The organism is Streptomyces sp. NPDC037389 (assembly GCF_040636475.1).
GTDB classification, from domain to species: domain Bacteria; phylum Actinomycetota; class Actinomycetes; order Streptomycetales; family Streptomycetaceae; genus Streptomyces; species Streptomyces hesseae.
Map to the genome: position 1 here is coordinate 184,614 of NZ_JBEZUS010000006.1, position 18,285 is coordinate 202,898.

Genomic DNA, 18,285 nt, shown 5'->3' on the forward strand with positions numbered 1-18,285 from the left:
CAAACAGTTTCGCGCGCGCCATCGAATTACCGCGCCGAGGACGTCACTCACGCGGCGGCCGGTACCGCGTACGGGGTGCGGGCGATCCGTGCGATGTCCTCCGCCACGCCCGTCAGCCAGGCCTCCGCGTCCACCGTCAGCAGGACGCGCGCGGCGTCCACGTCCCCGGCGTGGAGGGCGGCGCTGCGCAGGAGGCCCGACGCGGCGGCCGGGTGGGGAACGGGATCGGGGGCACCGGTGGCGGGGCGGGACGGGGCGGGGGCGCGCAGTGCCTCGGCCGTGCGGAGGGCGTCGGCGGCCACGCGGTCGGCCAGGAGGGTCAGTTCGGCGGCGGCGTCGGGCGCGAGGGGCGTGTCGCCGAGGGCGGCGCCGTGCCGCAGGAGCATCAGTTCGCCGCCGCGCAGCATGTGGTAGCCGGCCAGCATGGCGATCCACCACGGCGGGTCGGCGGTGCGCCGCAGGAGGCGTTCGCTCTGGTGCTGGCAGTACGAGGCCTCGGCCAGGAGCATGGCCACGCGGACCGGGCGCAGGGGGTCGGCGGGCGCGGGGCGGCCGCAGAGGAGGTCCGTGACGCCCCGGCATCCGACGGCACCCGCGGCGAGGAAGTCGGCGACGGCGCAGCGCAGTTCGCCCCCCGCGCCGCGCGGCCAGGCGAGGAGGCTGGCCAGGACGCCGATCGCGCCGCCGACGAGGACGTCGACGAGGCGCGCGGCGGACAGTTGCCACTGCGGGGTGGAGATCTGGGCGAACATCAGCACGATGGCGACGGTGAACGTGGCCTGTCCCCACGCGGGTCCGAGCAGCGGGGCCGCGGTGAGGCCGACGAGCAGGACGATGGGCAGCACGGCCGCGTAGAAGAGGGGGACGTCGCCGACCACGCGGAGCGCGAGGGCGGCGAGCACTGCCCCGGCGGTCGTACCGGTGACGGCGGGGCGCAGGGCGGTACGGGTGTCGGCGGCGGAGGTGCGCATGAGGCTGAGGGTGGCCAGGAGGACCCAGAAGCCGTGCGAGAGGTCGAGGGCGCCGACCAGGAGCCGGGCGCCGGCCATGGCCGTGGCGACCCGGAGGGCGTTCTGCAGATGGACCGAGCGGAGTGTCAGGTGCACCCGCATCCGGTGCCACCACAGCTCGGGGGCGGGCACGGCGGCGTACCAGAACGGTCCGTCGCGCTCCGCCCCGGCCGTCGTGGAACGGGCGCCCAGGGCGATCCGGGACGTGCGGGTGGCCAGCCGCGCGCCCTCGGCGGCGGAGCGGACGACGGCGTCGTGGCGGAGCCGCTCGGGCGGGGCGCCGGGGAGCTCGTCCGCGCGGATGGCGTCGAACGCGGCGACGGCGCGGCGCAGCTCGTCGGCGTCGGGGGGCGGGATGCCGCCGGTCAGGCCGTCGGCGACGGGCCGCAGGGCGGTGGCGGTGTGCTCCAGCAGGGCGGTGGCGGCGGGCTCGCCGCCGCGGGGCCCGCAGGGGTGGTCGGGTCCGCCGGGGGCGCGGTAGAGGCGGTCGAGCTGGTCGTGGACGTGCCGGACGCAGGCGCGGGTGTGGTTGAGGGCGCGGTCGCGGGCGGAGGGTGAGGTGGGGCGCTCGGCGGGCGGGATCAGGGAGGGGCGTGCCCCCTCGAGCGCGCGGTCGGCGGCGGGCCGGAGGTCCTCGCCGCCGCGCGCGGCGGTGGCGCAGCTGTCGGCCACGGCGGCCGCCGCGCGGCCGAGCCGCACCCGGTACGGGACGGGCGGGGGCTCCCGCCAGCCCAGGCGGTCCAGCAGCCGGTCGACGGCGGCGGTGAGCAGGATGCCGGCGGTCAGTCCGGCCAGGCGGGAGCCGAGGGTTTCGGGGGCGTAGGGCGGGAAGCAGGGCAGGACGTAGAAGAGCTGGCAGGCCACGCTCAGCCCGGCCGGTCCGGGCCCGGCCGTCGCCGCGAAGGCGACGAGGAAGCCCACGACGAACATGCCGGCCGCGGCGGCCCAGCCGCGCACGGCCAGCAGGGTGCCGGCCGTGACCATGACCCAGCCGACCGGCACCATCGCGAGGAGGACGCGGGTGCGATGCCGGGCGGGGCCGGGGATCTGCGAGAACAGGACCAGCGGGAGGACGCCGAAGATGGCGTAGAGGCCGAGGATGCGGTCGCCCAGGGCGTGGGCGAAGCCGTAGAAGCCGGCGCAGCCGGCGAGGGTGGCCCAGACGGCGCGGCGTGCGGCGGGTGGGATATCGGCGCGAGCCATGGTGTTTCCCCAGGCTAGGCGGCGTGCGGGTTGCCGCAACCGGGGCTCCGCCCCGGACCCCCGGTCCTCAGGCTCCGGACGGGCCGATTTCAGCCCGCCATGGCCGCCGCCAGGCGCTGGCTCACCTGGTCTGCCGTCGCGTGGCCCACCGCCAGGACCGTGACGCGCTCGCCGTCGACGGCGAGCAGCGTGGGGAAGCCCTGGACGCCGTACTCCGCCGCGCGGCGGAAGTCCGTGCGGGCGGCCTTGGCGGCGCCGGGGGACGGGAAGGCGGTGGCCACGGCGTCCGCGTCGAGGCCGGTGGTCTCGGCGACGGTGCGGTAGGTGCCCTCCTCGGAGAGGCTGAGCCCGTCCTCGTAGAACGCGTTCTGGAGGGCGGCGGCCAGTTCGGCGGCGCGGTCCGGGGCGGCCTGGCGGAGGGCGGCCATGCCGCGTGCGGCGGCCTCGGAGTCCATGACGAAGGAGCCGTCCGCGATCAGCCGGTCGTAGGCCGCGCCGAACCCCGCCCCCGTCAGCTCCGCGATCTTCGCGTTGGCGCCCTGGACGTAGCCGAACTCGCGGATCGGCACGCGGCGGGCGCCGGTGAACAGTCCGCCGGAGACGACCTCCACGGGCAGCCCCGGGTGGCGCCGGGCGGTCTCGGTGAGCGTGGCCGAGAAGCCGTGGGACCAGCCGCAGTAGGCGTCGAAGACGTAGACGAGCTTCATGGGGGGTACCTCCAGAGGGTATGGCGTGAGCGGTTCGCCTGCCATAACAGTATCTGCTGTGTCAGATATTCCCCCGACCGCCGAGCCGGCCCCCTCAGCGCAGTCGCGGCAGCGCGTCCCTCGCCGCGTGACTGAGGATCTTCAGATCCTCGGCGAACCGCTCCCGGTGCGCCTCGGGCAGCGGCTCCAGGAAGAAGCGGCGGATGTTCTCCCGGTGGATCCGGGCGGCCCGGACCACCGTCGCCTCCCCCACCGGGGTCAGCCGGACCAGCCGGCCCCGCCGGTCGCCGGGATCGGCGTCCCGGACCACCAGGCCCGCCGCCTCCATCCGGTCCACCAGCCGGGTCACCCCGCCCGTGGTCAGCACCCGCTCCTGGGCGATCGCCCGCATGGGCAGCCCCGCCTCCCCGGCCCGGCCCAGGATCAGCAGCACCTCGAACATCAGGTGGCTGATCCCGCACTCCTCCTCGATCGCCCGGCCCAGGATGTACTCCAGCCGGTTCGCGGCCCCCTGGAGCCGGCCGAAGGCCAGCACCAGGCCATCGTCCGCCGCTTCCTTGGCCGTCGCGATCGCGCTCTCGTGTGCCACGTGGCCCCTCTCGCCCGTCACCCCTGGCTTGCGTGGCACCCATGCGCCACTGGAGGAGCCTACGAGCTACGCCGAGAACTGCCGCACCAGCCGCACCCCCTGGACGGCCGTCAGGTGCGGCAGATACGCCTTGGCGACCGCCCGGGTGATGGCGGGCAGGGCCGCCAGGTCGGGGTAGGCCATGTACATCGGGCGGTAGCGCGGCTGGAACTTCGCCTTGAACGCGAGCAGCGACCGGAAGCCGTAGACGGGCTCCAGCATCTTCCCGCCGTAGTCGAGGACCCGCTGGAGGGCGACCGGTGGCTCCTCGGTGGCCTTGCGGGCCAGCGGGGCGCCGGAGAGGCTGAGGAAGCGGGCGCCCTCCTCCTTGAAGCCGAGCGCGGCGGAGGCGATCAGGAACTCCATCGAGCCGCGGAAGCCGTCCGCCCGGCGCCGCATGAAGTCCAGCGTCCAGCCGGCGGGCGCCCCCTCCTCGTACACCGGCATCCAGCTGGTGATGCCGTGCACGGTGTGCTCGGCGTCGACGGCCAGGAGGCAGCGCACCGCCGGGTCGTCCAGCTCGTCGAGGCCGCCCAGGGTGAAGTCCATCTCCGGCAGGCCCTTGTCGGCGACCCACTCCTCGGAGATCGACCGGATCTGGTCGGTGACGGCGACGGGGGCGTCGGGGAAGGACCACCACTGGGCGGTGATGCCCTCCTTCCTGGCCTTGTTCAGCGCCGTGCGCACGTCCTGCCACTTCTTGCCGGTGAACGCCAGGTCGGGCAGCGGCACCACGGTGTCCTCGGCGACCTGCACCGAGCGCCAGCCCAGCCGTTCGGCGGCCTCGCGGGTGGCGGCGCCGACGCTGTAGAAGCAGGGCGTCCAGCCGCGCTCGTCGCAGAAGCGGGCGAAGCCGCCCACCGCGTCCGCCCGCTCCTCCGGCACCCCGAAGGGGTCGCCGGTCGTCAGCGCCACCGTGGCGATGACCCGGTAGGCGACGGCGGTCCGGCCGTTCGCGGCGAACCAGTAGTAGTTGCCGTCCCAGGTCGTCAGGTACGACAGGGGCGAGCCGCCGTGCGCGACGAGCAGTTCGCGGGCGCGCGCGGCCGCGTCGGCGTCGGTGTGGAGCCGGGGCCGGCGGAAGGTGATCAGCAGCGCGATCAGGGTCACCAGCCAGAAGAGGAGCCCGCAGTAGCGGTAGAGGGTCTCGGCCGTGCCGCCGACCGGCACCGGCCAGTCGGTGAAGTAGCCGAGGAAGGCGGGCGGCAGGTACTCCGACACCAGGCCGCCGAGCAGCCGGCCGAAACCGGCCCGGGGGTCGTACTGGTCGCGCACGGCCCAGCCGATGCCGACGTACGCGGCGGAGGCCAGCAGCAGGGCGCCGCCGGCCACGGCGGCCAGGCCGCACAGGGCCGGGCGCGGCAGGCGCAGGTCGAAGCGTTTGCGGGTGACGAGGAGGAGGAGCAGGACGAGGACGGGCAGCAGCATCTGCTCGGCGAAGTACTGGACGTAGTCGGCGTGCTCGCTGGGCTGGGCACCGTACGCGGAGGGGTTGCCGAGGAAGTCGTGGAGCCAGTAGGCGAAGAGGGCGATCCAGCAGAGGTGGAGCAGGACGGCCAGGCTCCAGGCGAGCCGCAGCCCCCGGCGCAGCCCCTCGGCGAGGACGAGGAGGACGACGGGGACGACGACGGCCATGGCGATGGCGGGCGAGTCGTAGAAGCCGCGGACGGCCTGGGCGGCGTGGCAGTCCCGGGCGGACTGGGCGCAGGCGTCGGCGATGTCCTGGGCGCTGGGCCGGGTGGAGACGTAGAGCTCGTTGAAGGTGCTGAAGGGGCCGTAGGCGTCCTTGTAGAGGATGGCGGTGATCGGGCCGATCGCGGCGGCGGCCACGACGAGGGCGACGAGCACCCGGGCCTCGGTGTGGGAGGAGTGCAGCGGTCGCAGGGGTCCGCGGCGGCGGAAGAGCAGGGCGCCGACGGCGAGCCCGGCCACCGCGCCGCCGAGCCGCAGCACGCCCTGGAGGTGGCCCACGTACAGGGCCATGACGAGGGAGAAGGCGACGATGCCGAGCCGTACCCGGCGTCGCCACAGGGCGGTGAGCCGGTAGCTGAGGACGGCTCCGACGGCGAGGGCGCCCACGGTGGGGGTGACGGACAGGTCCTGGGTGAGGCTGTCCAGCCACTGCTCGCCCGCCAGCGAGCCGAGCTTCACCGCTCCGACGCCCAGCAGGGTGCCCAGGACCTGGCCACCGAGGAGCGCGGCGGCGGTCCGGGCGACGCCCAGGCGCCGCTCGGCGGGGGTGACAAGGAGCAGCACGATGACGGTCGAGCCGATGTACGCGCCGAGGCCGGGGCACCACAGCAGGGAGCTGGCGGGGGTCCACCAGCGGCCGTCGGCGAGCGCGGGCACACCGACCGCGATCCGTTCCATGCGGTGCGGCCGGGGGCCGGAGCCCAGGGAGCCGGTGACGGCGCCGACGATCCACAGCACCGCGAGGAAGCCCAGGGTGAAGGGGGCGTGGCGGACGGGTGCGAGGAGCCGGTCGAGGGTGGCCCGCCAGGGGTGGGTGCTGTCACCGACCCCGGGTACGTCGCCGGCCGGGGGCGGGGGCGCGGGAGGCGGGGCGGCCGGGGTGTCGCCGGTGCCGGTGCCGCTCACCGGATCAGTCCCGTCTCCCGGGCCAGCCAGGGCAGCTGCCGCTCCAGGCCGGGGCGCCAGACGGCCCAGCTGTGACCCCCGGGCAGCAGCACGAACTCGGCCCGCATCCCGGCCTTCACGGCGGCCTCGTAGACCTTCCGCTGCTGCGGCCGGTAGGTGCTGTCGTCGCTGCCCGCGACGAACGCGGCCTTGGTGTCGGGGAAGCGCCGGCGGGCCATGACGTCCAGCGGGTTCGCCTTCTCGTAGGCGGCCGCGTCCCCGCCGAAGGCCTTGTCGATCGTCTTCTGCCGGCTGCCGAGGGTGGGGGCCTCCTGGCCGGAGATGTCGTTGACGACGCCGTAGACCTGGGGAGCGTTCACACCGAGCTGGAGGGAGCAGGTGCCGCCGAAGGAGAGGCCGGAGACGGCCCAGGAGGTGCGGGCGCCGGCGACCTGGAGGTGGGAGCGGATCCAGCCGGGGACGTCGGTGGCGAGATAGGTCTGGACGTTCCCGAGCCGGGAGTCCAGGCAGAGGGTGTTGGCGAACTGCGAGCCGAGCGGGTCCACGACGGCGACGACGGGGGCCAGGCCGCGGTGGTCGCGGGCGAAGGCGTTCATCATCTCGACGAGCCGGCCGGAGTTGATCCACTCGTCGGGCGAGCCCGGCTGACCGGCCATCAGGACGAGCACGGGCAGCAGTGGGCGCGGGGTGGCCTTGTAGGCGGGCGGCAGATAGACGTAGGCGCTACGGGCCTTGAAGCCCGAGACGGTGCCGGGGATGTCGGTCCGGGAGATCGTGCCGGTGTCGGCCATGCCCGCGGGGGGCCGCCACACCTCGGAGAGGACCTTGCCCGGCGGCACGGACAGGGTGGGACCGGCGGTGCCGGTGGCTTCGGAGAGGCGGGTGGTCTTCTGGAGCCAGGCGTTGAGGGCGCTGCGCGTCGTCGGGTACTGGTCGAAGTGGCGGTTGATCTGCGAGGTGCCCATGAGGACGACGAGCAGGCCCGCGAGCACGGCCGGGAGCCAGTACCGCGGCCGCAGCAGCGGCAGCCGGAAGGCGGTGAGGCACAGGCCGAGGGCGGCGACGCCCGCCCACAGGACGACCTCCGTCGGCAGGGGGTCGGGGAAGGGCTGGAGCCAGTCGTCGACGGCCACCTGGAGGAGCAGGGTGAGCAGGGCGGCGAGCACCACGGCCGCCGGGGCCCAGCGGGACCGCCACGGGCGGCGGCGGGAGAAGAACAGGGCGGCGAGGGCGCAGAGGCCTACGGCCAGGACGGCGAGCGGGATCCATCCGCTCACCAGGGACCAGTCCAGTGGGCCCGCCGCGAGCCGCGGCGGGCCGTCCGGTATCCGTATCCGCACCACGACAAAATGCTACGCAAATGCAGAATTCCGGCAAATCGGGGCATGTGGATGCGGTCTTGCCGGAACTCTTCCCTCCCGCCGGATTCCCAGCAGAATCGCTGATTCGTGGGACAGCCGCGACAGCGGCGACGCACGTCTCCCAGGAGGGCAGAGTCATGGACGTGACCCGGAGAATGAGCCGAAGAGGGCTGTTACGGGCGGGGCTGGGGGTGGGAGGCGCCGCCGTGGTGGGACAGCACCTGGCGCTCGCCGGTCCCGCCGCTGCCGCACCCGCCGCGCTGCCCCTGGACCGGGCGGCGTGGGCCGCGCCCGCCGTACGGGCGGGGACCTTCCCCGAGTGGAGCCGCTTCGCCCGGCTGGCCGACGGGACATTCGACGAGGACGCCGACCCGGTCCGCGACATGAAGCCGGTGATCGACGGCCTCAAGGCGCAGAACGTCAGCGTGATCGAGCTCGACACCGTCCTGTCCAACTGGCTGACGGACCAGGACTTCACCCAGCACGTCGGCAAGGTGAGGGACTTCGTCGGCCTCGCCCACGCGGCGGGCATCCGGGTGGTCATGTACTACCCGTCGATGGAACTGATCAGCGTCGGCGGCGAGAAGGGCCGATCCTTCTACAAGGACGCCCAGGGCAAGGACTGGGTCCAGCGATCCCTCGACGGCAAGCCCAACGTCTTCTACGGCAGCCTGGTCGTCTGGGTGGACCCGGGCGACGAGAGCTGCTGGCTCAGCCCCAACTCCCCCTGGCGCGACTACTACCTGGGCCGGATCAAGGCCCTCGCCGGCACCGGCCTCGACGCCATCTGGCCGGACGTCCCCATCTACTTCGACGGCGCTCTCAGCTGGTGCGACGGCTCCTCCTGGGCCGCAGCCGCCTTCAAGGCCGACACCGGCCTCGCCCTGCCCACGAAGGTCGACTTCACCAGTCTACCCTTCCGCCGCTACGTCGAGTGGCGCCACCGCAACCTCCTCCAGTGGCAGCTGGACATCGCGTCCGCCGGCCGGTCCGTCAACCCCGACCTCGTCACCTTCGTCGAGACCGTCAGCATGGACTACCAGTACGCCACGCTGGTCGGCCTCGACGGCGCCTACCTGCGCACGGCGGAGGGCGTGAGCCAGATGTGGGAGGTGGACGTCCTCGGCAACTACGACGGCATGCGCCACGCCACCGCCACCGACTGGACCTGCCTGATCTCGATGTACAAGTACGCGCGGGCCGCCAGCGGCACCAAGCCGGCCTGGGCGTTCTCCTACGGCTGGAAGGCCGACGACGCGTCCCTGGTGATGGCCGAGCTGCTGGCCGCGGGCTGCAACCCGTACGAGGTCAAGAGCCCGTTCAAGAACGAGACCACCGACAAGGTGATGCGCACCCGCATGTACGCCTTCGTGGCGGCCAACCAGGAGAAGCTCTACAACACCACGACCGCCGCCGAGGTCGGCGTCTACCACTCCTCCGCCTCAAGGGACTTCGTCAGCCCCTCGCCGGGCACGGGCATGTACGCCAACGTCAAGAAGCCGGCCGGGGTCAAGGAGTGGTGGAGCTCGGGCAGCGCGGAGGAGAGCTGCGCCAAGCAGGCGTGGCTCGGGGAGTTCCGCGGCACGGTCAAGGCGCTGGTCTACGCGCACGTCCCCTTCGTCACCGTCACCAGCCCCGGCCTGACCGCCGCCGACCTGGCCGGGCTGAAGGTCCTGCTGCTGCCGAACCTCCAGGCGGTCTCCGACGCGGAGGCCGCGGTGCTGCGGGGGTTCGTCGCGAACGGCGGCACCGTCGTGATCACCGGCCCGGCGCCGACGGCGCTGGACGAGCTCGGTACGGCCCGGAGCGAGTACGCGCTCGCCGACGTCCTCGGCTTCCGCAAGGGCGACGCCCTACCGGACAACAAGCAGAACCGGTTCGGCGCGGGGACGTGCCGTTACGTCAAGTCCCTGGCGGGGCAGGCGTATCTGACCACGGCCGACAAGGCGGCGGGCGAGGCGCTGCTCGTGCCGGTACGGGCCGCCGCGCCGCCCGCGGTGACGCTGAGCGGCGACAACCGGATCCATCTGGAGATGGGGCGGCTGGGCGGTGACGTGGTGATCCAGCTGGTCAACTTCACGGGCTTCGGGGACGTGCCGACGGCATTCAAGACCACGCCGGCGGCGTGCACCGTCGCGCTGGCCGTGCCGCCCGGGAAGAAGGTGCTGGGGGCCACTGTCAGCTCACCGGACGCTGGGTCGCCCGCTCCGCAAGCGGTTCCCTTCACGGTGGACGGTGGAACGGTGAGCGTTCCGCTGACGGTCGTCCAGTACTCCTTGCTCACGCTCAGCCTGGGCTGATCTTGGGGTGCGCGGCCGGCGCCGGGCCCGGACGGCTCCCACGGAACGCCTCCAGCCCCGCCGGCCGCTTCAGCCCTTCGGTCCCCTCCGGGCCCTCGGCCGGCACCCCGGCGCCGAGCAGGTACAGCGCCGTCTCCTCCACCCCGTCCAGACCCAGCAGCCCCTCGACGGCGGAGTCGGTGAACGCGGCGGTCTGGAAGGGGCCCAGCCCCAGCGCGGTGGCCACCATGGCGAAGGTCTGCGCGAAGTGGCCGGCGTCCATCAGCATGATCCGGTACGTGCGCGCCGTGCGGTACTTGGACCGCAGCCGCTCCGTCAGCGAGGTGAGCACGACGGCGAACGCCGCGTCCTCGATCCCCCGCTGGTTCACGCTCAGGCGCGCCACGTCCGGCCACGGCGGGCACTCGGTCAGGAACTCCAGCGCGTGTGTGAGCACGTTGTAGTGGTAGACGCCGGGCGCCACGTCCGCGACCCGGCGCACCAGCACGTACGCCTCGGTCTCCTGTCGCGCCCCGGCCGAGGCGCTGGTGCGCTGCATCAGCGCGCCGTAGGCGTCGGCGTCGATGAAGGCGGCGGGGCCGAACACGGCGGCGAGCAGGGCCGAGAAGTCGGCCAGCGGCACGTCCCGGTCGGCGAAGGCGCGATGGGTCCGCCGGCCGTACAGGACGTCCTCGAAAGGGGCGTCGAGGCGCCGGGGGACGCGGGGCAGCAGGATGGTGTCGGCGTCCGGGTAGGACTTGAACAGCGCGGGCCGCTCCGTCTCCGAGGCCATGCGGGCGCGGAGTTCGGGGGTGTCCTCGGTGTAGGGGGCGTCCCTGGTCATCGCGTGAAGGTAGCGGGCGCTGACGTTCCACTCGGGCCAGGCCGTCCCGGCCGCCTCGTCGCCGTCGGCCCCGGGGTCCCCATCGCGCACGACGAGCCCGGCGGCCTCCAGTTCGGCCAGGGACTGGAGGACGGATTCGGGGTCGAAATCCGGGAACCGGGCGGCGGCTTTCTCCTCCTCGATCCATTCCCCCAGCTCGTTGAGTAATTCCGCGCCCAGGGGCTCCAGGGAAACCGTGGTACGGGTGCGGTAATTCTCCGCGACGAATGCGTTGTCGTGCCAGTAGCACACGATGCTGCGGGCTCGGCGGACGGGCAATTTCGCTCCTCACGGGATGTACCGCGGCCGGGCCCGTGAGGACCCGGCCGCGGTCACTTTCAGGCGGAGTGCAGCACGAGGTACTTCTCCTCGGTGACAACCGGCTTGGTGTTGACAACCATCTTGCGCATGGGGCCCACCTCCTTCGCGTTCGGAATTTCACCGGCGGCCGGCCGGATGGCCGACCGGGATCGTGGCGGAGCCGCGCCGCGCGGGACTAGCGGCTCACGACATAGAGGATCTTCCGGCCGCGGATCTCGTCGCCGGAGTCGGTCAGCTCACCGGCGGTGAGACCGTGGGCGGCGACGAGCCGCAGGCCGGCGGCGGCGAGCAGCCGTCGCACGGTGGCATCGGAGTGGTGGCGGTAGACATGCCGGGACGTCACGCGCCGCCAGTCCTCCCCCGTGCGCCGGAAGTAGGTGTGGGTGACGTCGACGACCGCGTCGGGCTCCACCGGCGCGGGCCCGCCCTGCCAGACGTCGAAGTGGCCGTCCTGGTCGACGATCCGGGTCACCGCGTAGGCCCGCTGGTAACTGCCCAGCGTGTTCATGTCGAAGACGAAGATCCCGCCGTCCGCCAGCTGCCGGGCCACGCTCCGGAAGGCCCGTTCCAGCTGCCCGTCGTCGGTGAGGTAGCTCAGCGGCTCGCTCATGCACGTGACGGCGTCGAAGGATCCCAGCACCGGCAGGTCGCGCACGTCGCCGACCGTGAACGGGACGCCGGACGCCTTCGCCCGGGCGCGCTCGACCATCGACGGGGACAGATCGCAGCCGGCCACCTCGTAGCCCAGGTCCCGGAAGGCGAGGGTGCTGTTGCCCGTTCCGCAGCCCACGTCGAGGAGCATCCGCCCGCCGGACCCGTATTTCTCGATGAGCTCGTGGTAGAAGGAAACCCACCGGGAAAAGAGCGGGTCCACGGCGAGCACGTCGTAATCGGCGGCGACCGTTTCATAGGCGGTCCGTGCGTGATGGAAATCCGGGTCCGCGGTTTCCGTGGACATACGACCACCCCTCGACTGGAACTCCTGTTGTTTCTGCTGCTGGTGTTACCGGCATGAACATATGCCGATGAAAAGTGACCGGTCAAGACAGTGGATGTGACCGGGATATGACTGGCCGGATGCATACTCATGGAAACTTCTGTTGTTTAAGGGGAGACGACCGAGGTACGGGCGAAGCACCCTAGTTCCGGGGGCACTTGCCCGTCCCGGCGGAGACGCCCCGCACCCCGCGCCGGGCCCGTCCTCCGGCCCGGCGGGGGGAGCCGATTCGGTCAAATCCGGGGAGCCGGGATCCGCCACAAGGAGCTGGGACGGTCCTCTCCCCCCTCGTGGGACTCGAAGGCGATCCAGCGGCCGTCCGGGGACCAGCTGGGGGCACCGTCGTAGGTGTCGGGGTTCCTGGTCACCCGGACCGGGACCCCGGCGCCGTCGGCGGGGATGACGAAGATCTGCGGGAGTTCCAGGCCGCCCGCCGTGGAGGAGAACACCACCGACCGCCCGTCCGGCGACCAGCTGGGGTCGGTGTGCTCCCCCGCGCCCCGGGTGAGACGGCGCAGCCCCGAGCCGTCCGCGTTCATGACGTACAGCGCCCAGTCCTCGCCGTCCTCGTCACGCCGCTGGAAGACCAGCCGGTCGCCCTTGGGGGACCAGTTGGGCTGGCGGTTGTCGCTCCGGGTGGCGGGGCCGTCCAGGAGCTTGGTGGCGCGGCTGCCGTCGCGGCGGACCTTCCACAGGGAGCCGAGCGCGGCGCGGTCGCCGGAGCCCTCGCGCTCGACGCTCTCCTGGAAGACGATCCACGTGCCGTCCGGGGAGAAGCTGGGCTCCAGATAGCCGGAGGGGCCGCCGTGCTCGGTCACCCGGGTGGGCCGTCCGCCGGGCTTCAGCACCCAGACCTCGTCGCGGCCGCCCGCCCGGTCGGAGGCGAAGGCCACCTCGCCCGTCGGGTTCCAGCTCGAACCCGGCAGGTTCACGGCCGCCTTGTCCCGCTCGTCGAGCAGGGTGCGGGGCGCGGCCCCCGGCGCGGCGCCGGCGCCGTCGTCCAGGGGCAGGACGCGCAGGGCGGCGGCGCCCTCGTTGTAGCCGTCCTGGAAGACGGTGAAGAGGAGCGACCGGCCGTCCGGGGAGAACGCCGGGTTCTGGGCGCTGGCCCGGCGGCCGCCGCGGAAGAGCGGTTCGGCCCGGTCGGCCCGCCGGGAGCCCGATGGACCCTGGTCCGGCTCCTCCGTGTCCTCGCCGCCGCAGGCGGTCGTCAGGGAGGCGGTCAGGATCGCTGCGACGAACAGACGTCTGCGCACCGGGCCGACCGTAGCGGAGCCGACCGCCGTCCAACAGGGTTGTGCCGGAAGGAGCGGAGGTGGCTACAGTCCCGGCAGGGGCACTGGTGCAGGCAGGGGCACCGGTGCCGGCAGGGGTGCCGCGTTCGTCAGGAGCTTGGGCACGGAGGCGAGGAGGGCCTGGAGATCGGCGGTCACCTTGCTCACCAGGGCCGTGACCTTGGCGACGTCCTTGGCGTCGACGGCCGCCAGCAGGTCGTTCACATCCTTGACCAGGGTGTCCAGCTGCGATTTGACGTCCGAGACCGGGTCGACCGCCAGGCCGTCGGTGCCGGGGCGGGCCGGGGTCTTGGCCTTGACCGCCCGGACGTCGGCGAGCAGTCGCTCGGCCGATTCCCGCAGCCGCACCCTCAGGTCGCGCAGGTGCTCCACGTCGGGGTTCCAGGAGTCGGCCTCCTTGGCGATCCGGGAGCCGAGGTTGAGCGTCTCGCCCAGGCTGCCGATGGAGTCCGAGCGGCTGTCGGCCTCGGGGACGGAATCCACGGCGGCGGGCTCCGCAGCGGCGGGCTCCACGGCGACGGACTCCACGGCGACGGGCCGCGCCGCGCGGCCGGCGGCGAGCGCGGGTCCGGTGACGCCCAGGGTGACCGAGCCGCAGACGAGGGCCGTGGCTATCGCGATGAGCTTGGTGCTGCGCATGCGGAAGACTCCCTTCGAGACACCTGCCGGGACGCGACCACCGTCCGCCGCGCCGGATGGGCGCGCAACCGGCCGTTCTTGGTGACCGGCGCCGGGCGCTCGGCCCGCACACCCGGCTGAGCTGGGAATTCACCCGAAAGAACAGCGGGGGCGGCGCCATCCGGCCCTGCGGCCGAAAGGGTTCGCCCCCATGGCCGGGAGCGCTCCCCCGGGCAGGCAGAATCGAGGGGTGTCCAGAAGAAGCTCACGCTCCCCGAAGCCGCCCGTCGTCACCGCCGGCTCGCCCTGCCCCTGTGGGCTCGACGCGACCTACGGCGACTGCTGCGGCGCCTTCCACGGCGGCCGCGCCACGGCCCCCACGCCCGAGCGCCTGATGCGCTCGCGCTACAGCGCCTTCGCCGTCCTCGACCCCCTTTATCTGCTGCGGACCTGGCACTCCTCCACGCGCCCGGCCGACCTCGACCTCGACGCCGGGATCCGGTGGACCGGGCTGGACGTCCTGGCCACGACCGGCGGCAGCGCCTTCCACGACGACGGCACGGTCGAGTTCCGCGCCCACTACGAGGCGCACGGCGAGGCCGGCTCCCAGCACGAGCTCAGCCGCTTCGTGCGGGAGGACGGCCACTGGGTCTATCTGGACGCCGTGGACTAGGGAGTGTCCGGTGGGTCGCGGCGATTCGCCGGACTCCCTGAGGTCACGCCGCGCCGTGGATGGCTCACTCCTGATGTTGATCATGGCCGGGATGCGTCTGGCGGAAGCCGGGAGGGTGGCTCCAGGCTGAGTGGGCCGCAGCCGGCTTCGTAGTCGGCGCGGCACCTTTGTGTTGTCCCAGGTGTGAGAGAGGTCCGAGTTGGCCACCGTTGAAGAACGCGTAGAGAAGGTCGTCCGCGAGCAGCTGGACATCGGTTCGGACAGGATCCCGAGGGAGGCATCCTTCATCAATGACCTCGGATCGGACTCCTTGGGCCTGATCGAACTGAAGATGGCTTTCGAGTACGAATTCGACATGGAGATCCCTGACGCGGAAGCCGAGCGGCTGACCACCGTGGGAGCCGTCATGGACTACATCGCGGCCCGCCAGCGATAGGCGCACGCCGATCCCGGTCAGCGATCTGCGTGCGCTCCAGCGCTTCCAGAGGACGAGCCGATGGCCACGGCCGGGTTCCGCTTATCGTCCGCGAGACGCCGCAGCCCCTGCACCGGCGTCTCCGCAGTGGCTGCGGCCGTGAGCCCGTCGGCCGGCCGACGGGCGTTGTCGCCGCACGCCCCGCAGTGGTGCCCGAGGCGGGGAACGACATGGGCCCCTGGTCGGCCACCCGGTGTTCCGGGTGGCCGGTCGCGGCGTGGGCCTGTTCGAGGACGACGTGGGCGATGACCCCGCCGTAGCCGTAGCTGGAGACCCCTGCCCTGCGCGGACGGCCCGTGCGCGGCCACGGCATCAGCGAGGTGGCCACCCGCAGCCGCGCGGCCTCCCAGCCGATCGCCGGGCTGGGCACCGGGCAGTGTGTGCTGGACGGGATCCGGTCATGGTGCAACGCCAGGACCGTCTTGATCGGGCCCGCCACCCCCGCGCCGGCCTCCAGGTGCCCGATGTTCGGTTCGACCGAACCGATCGGCAACGGCTCCCGGGCCGGCCGCCCGGCCCCGGCCACAGCGCCCAGGGCCGCGGCCTCGACCGGATCACCCACCGGGGTGGAGACGGTGAAGCCGTAGCAGGCGAGGGACACGTGTGCCGATAGCGGTCAGCAGACCAACGCTGATCCCGGCTTCAGGTCGAGTCTGCCGCAGCGGTGGCCAGTTCGAGGCGGGATCTCATGCGTCCGGAAACAGCGGGGACAGGGCCCGCCGACCGGCGTCGGTGAGCCGCTTGTCGCTTCGCGGCGGCTTCGGGAGAACAGGGCCGTCACGGCTGAATCGAGTGAGGCGGTCCAGCTGTCGAAGTCGGCTGCCGTGCCCCCCATACCTCCCGTCAGGCGGGCAGGTCGTAGGGCCGGACCGTGTGCCCCTCCCAGACCTTCCTGGACGGCTCCTCCGGGTACGGCGCCGTGCTCGTCCCCGTGTCGAGGAGCCGGGTGAGCCGTCCGTCGTCGGCCCGGTGGGCGGGCCAGCCCGGGTCGCCGTGGGTCGCGAAGGCCGTCCACGACCGGCGGATCCCGTCCCCGATCGCCACCAGGTCCTCGGGGACCGGCCCCTCGCCGAGCAGCAGCCGGGCCTGCGGTGCGTCGTAGGTGCCGAACAGCATCGCCACGTCGAGCCCGTGGGCGGCGCCGAGCGCCCCGCCCAGGGCGGGCGCGGGCCGGCGCAGCTCGTACAGGTACGCCGTGCCGCCGCCGGCGGTGTGGGCCTCGGCGAGGTGGAGCGAGGGCATGCGGAACAGGACGTCGCTGTGGACGGTCTCGAAGAGTTCCACGGGGGCGGCGTCCGGGTAGGCGGCGCGGTAGGCCCGGGGGCCGTCGGGGCCGGGGGCGAAGGCGGTCAGCACCGCGTTCGTGTCCTCGTCGGTGACCTTGTCCCGGCCGCCGCTCATCACCAGGAACGGCCGGAACTCGTCGCGGGTGTGACCGGTCAGCAGGTCCACGCCGCTCGCCCGGCCGTCGGGCAGGACCGTCCAGGGCGTCTCCGGTACGAGGTCGCCGTCCACCACGACGGAGAACGGGGAGCCGGTCCGGGCCAGCGGCCCCCAGCGGTCGGCCTGGGCGGGCAGGCCGTACATCATCGGGGTGATCGCCTCGGCCAGCCGCCACGGTTCGATCGTGGCGAGGCCGGAGGCGGTGGGGGTGGTGCCCAGCCGCCCGGCGAGTTCGGCGGCGAGGCCGGAGGCGAGGGCCGGGGTGGTGTAGAGGCCGGGGACTGACTGGGCGATCGCCCGGCGGAAGAGGCCGGCGGCGCGGGGCACGGCCAGCAGGGTGGCGATCGAGCCGGCACCGGAGGACTGGCCGGCGACGGTGACCCGCGCGGGGTCGCCGCCGAAGCCGGCGATGTTCTCCCGGACCCACTCCAGGGCCGCGATCAGGTCGAGCAGCCCCCGGTTGGCGGGGGCGCCGTCGAGTTGGGCGGAGGCCTCGGCGCCCACCCGGTAGTTGAGGGTGACCACGACGAGGCCGCCCTGCCGGGCCAGGAGCCCGGCGTCGTAGAGCGGGTCGCCCGCGTACCCGGAGACATAGCCCCCGCCCAGGATCCACACCAGTACGGGCAGTCCGGAGCCGCCGGGGTCCGGCGACCAGACGTTCAGGGTGAGCCAGTCGTCGCCGGTGGCCGTGCCGGTCGCGGGGATCGGGCCGGACTGCGGGGGCGGCGGGCCGAACTCCGCCGCGTCCCGCACCCCGTCCCAGGAGCGCGGCGCGGCCGGGGCGGCGAAGCGCAGCGCCCCGACGGGCGGCCGGGCGTAGGGGATGCCCCGGAAGACGGCGAGGCCGTCGGTGGTGCGGCCTCGTACGGTGCCCTGGGCCGTGCGGGCCTCCGGGCCGGTGACGTCGCTCATCGTCGCTCCCTCCCCGCGCCCGGAGGCGGCACCCCCGTGCGCGGACGCGGATGATCGGGCGGCCCGGGTCACGGACCGCCCGGTCAGGGAGCCTAGTTGACGCGTCCGTACCAGACGCTGCCGGTCCAGATCTTCTCCTGACGGACCGTGGCGCCCGGCTTGGGGGCGTGCCAGATCTTGTTGCTACCCGCGTAGATCCCCACGTGGTAGACGTTGCTGCCCGAGTGGAAGAAGACCAGGTCACCGACCTGGCGGGAGCCGCTGGAGATGTGCCGGGTGCGGTTGTACTGGTCGGCGGCCACGCGGGGCAGGTTCTTGCCGACCTTCTTGAACGAGTACTGGGTCAGGCCCGAGCAGTCGAACCGGTTCGGGCCGGCCGCGCCGTACTGGTAGGGGGAGCCGGCCTTGCCGGCGGCGACCCTCAGGGCCTGCTCACCGGGTGTGGCCGCGGAGGCCTCGGAGGCGAGGCCGGGGACGAGCACCGATGCCGCCAGCGTTGCGGCGGTGACGGCGGAGGCGGCGCCGGCCCGGGATATGAGAGCGGGTATGCGAGGCATAGCAGACATGCCGAAGCCCTTCGACATCCGCCTGCGAAAGATGACCTGTCGGGTTCGGGCTGCGAAGTTGCCCGGCCGGATTTCCCGGCTTCACCCCAAGGACCACCGACTTCGTGATCCGTACCGCTCGGGTCTCCCGCTCCTGCCGATCCATCAATTCGATGCCGCACCCGGGACGGCGGCAGGACTCGGCGTCCGCCCGGGTGGCCCGCCATGGTGACGGGATCTTGTGTTCGGTGAGAGATCCTGCACCATGAATCATTCAAATCCGGCACCCGGGCGGCCATCTGTGAACTTCTTCACTTCGGGAGCAGACCCGGAACCG

15 protein-coding genes and 1 riboswitch are annotated in these 18,285 nt (G+C 73.1%); of the genes, 3 read left to right on the top strand and 12 right to left on the bottom strand.

What is annotated here, in order from left to right; genetic code table 11:
* Positions 1 to 47 precede the first annotated feature (47 nt).
* The 5 genes from AB0E98_RS15340 to AB0E98_RS15360 form a co-directional block, all read right to left on the bottom strand.
* On the bottom strand, positions 48 to 2,213 hold the full coding sequence (locus AB0E98_RS15340) for an FUSC family protein (protein WP_361702406.1): 2,166 nt from the start codon (positions 2,211 to 2,213) through the stop codon (positions 48 to 50).
* Between the two features lie 89 nt (positions 2,214 to 2,302).
* Positions 2,303 to 2,920: a DsbA family protein gene (locus AB0E98_RS15345; RefSeq protein WP_361702407.1), complete on the bottom strand. Its 618-nt coding sequence runs from the start codon at positions 2,918 to 2,920 to the stop codon at positions 2,303 to 2,305.
* 94 nt (positions 2,921 to 3,014) lie between these two features.
* On the bottom strand, positions 3,015 to 3,509 hold the full coding sequence (locus AB0E98_RS15350; protein WP_361702409.1) for a MarR family transcriptional regulator: 495 nt from the start codon (positions 3,507 to 3,509) through the stop codon (positions 3,015 to 3,017).
* Between the two features lie 66 nt (positions 3,510 to 3,575).
* Positions 3,576 to 6,146: a DUF2156 domain-containing protein gene (locus AB0E98_RS15355; protein WP_361702411.1), complete on the bottom strand. Its 2,571-nt coding sequence runs from the start codon at positions 6,144 to 6,146 to the stop codon at positions 3,576 to 3,578.
* Positions 6,143 to 7,489 carry an alpha/beta hydrolase-fold protein gene (locus AB0E98_RS15360; protein WP_361702413.1) on the bottom strand — a complete coding sequence of 449 codons (1,347 nt, stop codon included), beginning with the start codon at positions 7,487 to 7,489 and terminating at the stop codon, positions 6,143 to 6,145. Before AB0E98_RS15360 ends, AB0E98_RS15355 begins: the two co-directional genes overlap by 4 nt.
* Before the next feature lie 155 nt (positions 7,490 to 7,644).
* Between AB0E98_RS15360 and AB0E98_RS15365 the strand changes: the two genes are divergently transcribed.
* Complete coding sequence (locus AB0E98_RS15365; RefSeq protein ID WP_361702415.1) at positions 7,645 to 9,807, top strand: hypothetical protein; 2,163 nt, start codon at positions 7,645 to 7,647, stop codon at positions 9,805 to 9,807.
* On the opposite strand, the gene AB0E98_RS15370 is transcribed toward AB0E98_RS15365, so the two are convergent.
* The 4 genes from AB0E98_RS15370 to AB0E98_RS15385 form a co-directional block, all read right to left on the bottom strand.
* Positions 9,794 to 10,948 (bottom strand): SagB/ThcOx family dehydrogenase, encoded by a 1,155-nt coding sequence (locus tag AB0E98_RS15370; RefSeq protein WP_361702416.1) that lies wholly within the window; start codon positions 10,946 to 10,948, stop codon positions 9,794 to 9,796. The genes AB0E98_RS15365 and AB0E98_RS15370 overlap by 14 nt on opposite strands.
* A 217-nt stretch (positions 10,949 to 11,165) precedes the next feature.
* The gene (locus AB0E98_RS15375; RefSeq protein ID WP_361702418.1) at positions 11,166 to 11,948 is read right to left on the bottom strand and encodes a class I SAM-dependent methyltransferase; all 783 of its coding nucleotides are present in this window, start codon (positions 11,946 to 11,948) and stop codon (positions 11,166 to 11,168) included.
* A 272-nt stretch (positions 11,949 to 12,220) separates the two neighbouring features.
* The gene (locus AB0E98_RS15380) at positions 12,221 to 13,243 is read right to left on the bottom strand and encodes a hypothetical protein (RefSeq protein ID WP_361702419.1); all 1,023 of its coding nucleotides are present in this window, start codon (positions 13,241 to 13,243) and stop codon (positions 12,221 to 12,223) included.
* A gap of 63 nt (positions 13,244 to 13,306) precedes the next feature.
* The gene (locus tag AB0E98_RS15385) at positions 13,307 to 13,921 is read right to left on the bottom strand and encodes a hypothetical protein (RefSeq protein ID WP_361702420.1); all 615 of its coding nucleotides are present in this window, start codon (positions 13,919 to 13,921) and stop codon (positions 13,307 to 13,309) included.
* A gap of 229 nt (positions 13,922 to 14,150) precedes the next feature.
* Here AB0E98_RS15385 and AB0E98_RS15390 point away from each other — a divergent pair, with 229 nt between their 5' ends.
* Together AB0E98_RS15390 and acpP are read left to right on the top strand one after the other, a co-directional pair.
* Positions 14,151 to 14,573: a YchJ family protein gene (locus AB0E98_RS15390; protein ID WP_361702421.1), complete on the top strand. Its 423-nt coding sequence runs from the start codon at positions 14,151 to 14,153 to the stop codon at positions 14,571 to 14,573.
* 199 nt (positions 14,574 to 14,772) lie between these two features.
* Complete coding sequence (acpP, locus tag AB0E98_RS15395; RefSeq protein ID WP_361702422.1) at positions 14,773 to 15,009, top strand: acyl carrier protein; 237 nt, start codon at positions 14,773 to 14,775, stop codon at positions 15,007 to 15,009.
* Here the strand turns inward: acpP and AB0E98_RS15400 are convergent.
* The 3 genes from AB0E98_RS15400 to AB0E98_RS15410 all read right to left on the bottom strand — a co-directional run bounded on the left by AB0E98_RS15400 (position 14,978) and on the right by AB0E98_RS15410 (position 17,969).
* Complete coding sequence (locus tag AB0E98_RS15400) at positions 14,978 to 15,649, bottom strand: ketoacyl-synthetase C-terminal extension domain-containing protein (protein ID WP_361702423.1); 672 nt, start codon at positions 15,647 to 15,649, stop codon at positions 14,978 to 14,980. The genes acpP and AB0E98_RS15400 overlap by 32 nt on opposite strands.
* Before the next feature lie 242 nt (positions 15,650 to 15,891).
* Positions 15,892 to 17,403, bottom strand: coding sequence for a carboxylesterase family protein (locus AB0E98_RS15405; protein WP_361702424.1), 1,512 nt, complete (start codon positions 17,401 to 17,403; stop codon positions 15,892 to 15,894).
* A 92-nt stretch (positions 17,404 to 17,495) separates the two neighbouring features.
* Positions 17,496 to 17,969 carry a C40 family peptidase gene (locus tag AB0E98_RS15410; protein ID WP_361702426.1) on the bottom strand — a complete coding sequence of 158 codons (474 nt, stop codon included), beginning with the start codon at positions 17,967 to 17,969 and terminating at the stop codon, positions 17,496 to 17,498.
* Between the two features lie 4 nt (positions 17,970 to 17,973).
* A riboswitch (cyclic di-AMP (ydaO/yuaA leader) is annotated at positions 17,974 to 18,151 on the bottom strand.
* Positions 18,152 to 18,285 lie beyond the last annotated feature (134 nt).